Origin of the sequence: Streptomyces ipomoeae 91-03 (genome assembly GCF_000317595.1) — a bacterium.
GTDB classification, from domain to species: Bacteria; Actinomycetota; Actinomycetes; order Streptomycetales; family Streptomycetaceae; genus Streptomyces; species Streptomyces ipomoeae.
In genome coordinates this window covers 1-3,634 of sequence record NZ_AEJC01000637.1, presented here as the reverse complement: position 1 = coordinate 3,634, position 3,634 = coordinate 1, and the positions used below count along the sequence as shown (strand labels likewise).

Annotated in this window: 3 protein-coding genes; all 3 read right to left on the bottom strand. The window is 70.3% G+C overall.

The genetic code is table 11. The features are described from left to right. Positions 1-20 precede the first annotated feature (20 nt). The 3 genes from STRIP9103_RS41920 to STRIP9103_RS41910 all read right to left on the bottom strand — a co-directional run bounded on the left by STRIP9103_RS41920 (position 21) and on the right by STRIP9103_RS41910 (position 3,585). The gene (locus STRIP9103_RS41920) at positions 21-1,685 is read right to left on the bottom strand and encodes a hypothetical protein (RefSeq protein WP_009339572.1); all 1,665 of its coding nucleotides are present in this window, start codon (positions 1,683-1,685) and stop codon (positions 21-23) included. A gap of 424 nt (positions 1,686-2,109) precedes the next feature. Next, a complete protein-coding gene (locus STRIP9103_RS41915) occupies positions 2,110-2,979 on the bottom strand; it encodes a MerR family transcriptional regulator (RefSeq protein ID WP_048822019.1) in 870 nt (289 codons plus the stop codon). A gap of 99 nt (positions 2,980-3,078) precedes the next feature. Continuing rightward, positions 3,079-3,585 carry a glutathione peroxidase gene (locus tag STRIP9103_RS41910; RefSeq protein ID WP_009339571.1) on the bottom strand — a complete coding sequence of 169 codons (507 nt, stop codon included), beginning with the start codon at positions 3,583-3,585 and terminating at the stop codon, positions 3,079-3,081. Between the last annotated feature and the right edge of the window lie 49 nt (positions 3,586-3,634).

The window sequence follows — 3,634 nt, the reverse complement described above, 5'->3', positions numbered from 1 at the left end:
TGCTCTGTCCCCTACATCCCCTACTGCTCCTCTTCCTCTTCCTCTTCCTTCTCGCACTCCAACGCCCTCTGCCGCGAAGGCCCCCCGTACTGGGAGCTGATGCGTACATCCCCCGCCTCGTGGACCGTCAGGCGGGTGAACTCCGTGAGGTCGCCGTCGGACTCGCGGTCGGCGGTGAGGCAGCCGTTGTCGGCCCAGAGCCAGGGGGAGTAGGCGACACGGACGATGACCTCGCCGGGCCTCGGCATGTGGACGACGAGGTTGGCGCCGTCGGCGCTGACGACGGAGGCGGGCCTGTCGACCAGCGGGGTCGCGTTCTTCACCCGGTAGATCTTCCAGTTGGCGTCCTCCCAGACGCGCTCCAGATAGTCCGGCTCACTGGTCACCAGGGCGTGTTCGAGCTTGGCGGGGCCGTCCGGTTCGCCGTTGACGAGGACGACGAAACCGACCGCCCACTGGGAGAGCCAGGCCTTGTACGCCTCCGGGGTGAACGCGCCCTCGGGCACCTCGGTGCCGCCGTGACCCTCGTAGAAGAGCCGGCCGCGCTCGACGTCGGCCTGGCGGTTCCAGCCGCGCGCCATATTGATGTACGGGGCGAGGATCGCGGCCTCGCGGTGGTCACGGGCCGGTACCACCTCGACGCGGGTCTTCCAGGCGCCGAGCCGCTTCAGCTCCTTCACCACACCGTCGGTCTTGACGGCCCACTCGGGGACCTTGGTGTTGGTGACGATGTCGGCGGTCGTCTTGCCGGTCAGCCAGGTCAGGGAGAGCACCAGGGCGACCGCGCCGGCCACCTGCCGCCGCCGGGGTGTGAACCAGGACAGCGGCAGCCGGGAGCCGTCCTCCCGGGCCTCGCCCCGGTACAGGGCGATGGCCAGCGCCGCCGCCGGCCCCGCCAGTTCCAGGAGCCGTTCGACATTCGTGCCGATCGGCGTGGGGATCAGATAGCAGAGGACCACGCCGAGCGCGTACACGGCGGCGCCGATGCGCAGCACCCGCCAGGCGCTCGGCGCGGTCAGCACCACCGCCGCGCAGATCAGGACCGGCGGCCATATCCGGCTGAACGCCATGGGCTGCTCACCCTCGAAGGGGAACAGCAGGGTGGTGACGGCGACGACGGTCACCGGCGGCACCAGCAGCGAGGCCGCCCGGCCCCACTCCCGGCACAGCAGATACGCGGCGCCGACCACGAGGAGGAAGAGCCCGGAGACGGGGCTCCCCATCGTGGACAGCGTCGCGCACACCGCCGCCACCGCGAGATGCCGCCGGCTGCGCCCGCTCACCACCGCCAGCAGCGCCCCCAGGCCGAAGGCCGTGCCCAGCATGAACGTGGAGCGCCCCGACACCACCTGGCACCACAGCGAGAACGTCACCGCCAGCGCGACCCACACCGGCTTGCGTACGCCCGTTCGGGTGACGACCTCGCCGGCGAGCCAGGAGGCGGAGAGCCCCGACACCAGCGTGACCGGGACGACGCCGCACGCCGCCATCAGATACGGCGACAGCACGCTGTAGTTCGCCGCGTGCAGTCCGCCGTACCAGAACAGGTTGACCGCGGAGTCCGGGTACATCTTCGCGAACTCCGCCCACGCCACCTGGGCCGCCAGATCGCCGCCGCCGGTCGCGAAGACCGCCCACCACACGAAGTACAGCGGCAGGGCGCACAGCGACGCCGTGAGGGCCACTCGATGGCGCTCACGCCACGGCTCGCGCGCCGGCGAGGGTTTGTCGGCGCGCGAGACGGGGCGTCGTGGGGTCAGCTCGGCAAAGGCCACTGCGGCTCTTCCGTTCCGTTCGACTCGTGCGGGCGGGTGCGGTCTTCACGGGCGCGCCCGGCAGACGCCGTCACAGACGTCTCCCCGGATGTTCCTCGTGTGTTGATGTAGACGCTAATCACCCGCTGACAGTTGGCCGACAGGACCTGTTCGATCCGTTACGGCCGTAGGGAAACCCCTACGGCCGTACGAGGATCCATGGGGACCTACGTGGACTCACGAGGACGTATATGGACTCACGAGGACATACGTGGGCCATAGGGGCCAATACGGCCCTACGCGGCCCTGCGCGGGCCTACACGGCCCTACGAGGATCTCTCAGGACCTGTGAAGGTCAGGATGCGACCGGGAACGCCACGTCGCACACCGGGTCCTCGGGGCCGGACGCGGCCCAGTCCGCGAAGTAGATCTCACGGCACGGGCCGACGACCTTCAGCCCCTGCTCGGCGATCCACCGCTCGACCGCCTCGAAGGCGGCGACGATCTGTGGATAGGCCACCTGCGCCTTGGTGATCCGGGTGTACGCGAGCCGTCGCGCCGGCTCCACGCGCACCTCGGCCCCGCCGGCCCGTCCCCGCGCGATGGCCCAGGCACGCGCGGCGTCCTCGTCGGCCACGGGCACACACGACTCGGCGGGCCCGTCGCTCTCCATCGACACCTCGGAGTGGTACACGACGAACGGCGCCCCGGTGATTCCGCCGCACGCCGCCGCGCCCTCCTCCAGCCGCCCCAGTGACGCCCCGATCCAGGCGGGCAGCTCGTCCACCAGGGTGTGCCGCGACTGGGTGAGCACGACCTGCGGGGCCGTATCGACTGTTTCGACCGTGAACTTGCCGTATGGCTCGTTCATCCCGGGTTTCCTTCCCGACAACCGTCCACAGAGGTAGGCGGCGAGGGTCCGCTGGGACGCGAACCGTTCCTCGGCGCCGGCCCAGTACGCGGCCAACCGGTCCGCGGCCCGCGCGCCGTCCAGCTCGACGGTCTCCACGATCTCCGCGACGCGGGCGAGAGGCATGTCGAGCTGGCGCAGCAGGGCGACGAGACGGGCACGTTCTATCTGGTCGGCGCGGTAGTACCGGTAGCCGTTCACCTCGTCGACGTATGCCGGTGCCAACAGCCCCAGCCGGTCGTACAGTCGCAGCGCCTTCGCCGACAGCCGTGCGCGGGCGGCGAAGGCGCCGATGGTGAGCAGATCCGTGTCCATGTCCACTGGGTCATCCTCCGTCGCCGGGCGCCCTCCGCCCGGCGGGAGAGACGGTGTTCCTTGACCCAGGGGCAAGGTCAACCGGCGGCTCCGCCGGTGTCAGCCGAGGGCCTTCTCCACGGCGGCGACCAGCTCCGCCGACTCGGGCTCGGTCTGCGGCGAGAAGCGGGCGACGACCGAGCCGTCACGGCCGATCAGGAACTTCTCGAAGTTCCAGCGGATGTCGCCGGTGTGGCCCTCGGCATCCGCGTGACCGACGAGCCGCTCGTACAGAGCGTGCCGGCCCTCCCCGTTGACCTCGATCTTCTCGGTCATCGGGAACGTCACGCCGTACGTCGCCGAGCAGAACTCCGCGATCTCCTCGGCGGAGCCCGGCTCCTGCCCGAGGAACTGGTTGCACGGCACACCGAGCACGGTGAAGCCCCGCTCGGCATACCGCTCGTGCAGCGCTTCGAGGCCCGTGTACTGCGGGGTGAGACCGCACTTGGAGGCCACGTTCACGACGAGCACGGCCTTACCGGCGTACTGCGAGAGGTCCGCGGGGCCGCCCGCCAGGGCGCCGATCTCAACATCGAGAACAGAGGTGCCAGCGTTGTCAGTAGTCATAAACGGATGCTACCTCCGCCACCTGCCGCCGCCTGGAGGGGGCGCCTGA

What these genes read in the sequence shown, in the direction of transcription:
- STRIP9103_RS41915 (WP_048822019.1), bottom strand. Translation starts at nt 2,979, where the DNA reads ATGGACACGGATCTGCTCACCATCGGCGCCTTCGCCGCCCGCGCACGG.
- STRIP9103_RS41910 (WP_009339571.1), bottom strand. Translation starts at nt 3,585, where the DNA reads ATGACTACTGACAACGCTGGCACCTCTGTTCTCGATGTTGAGATCGGC.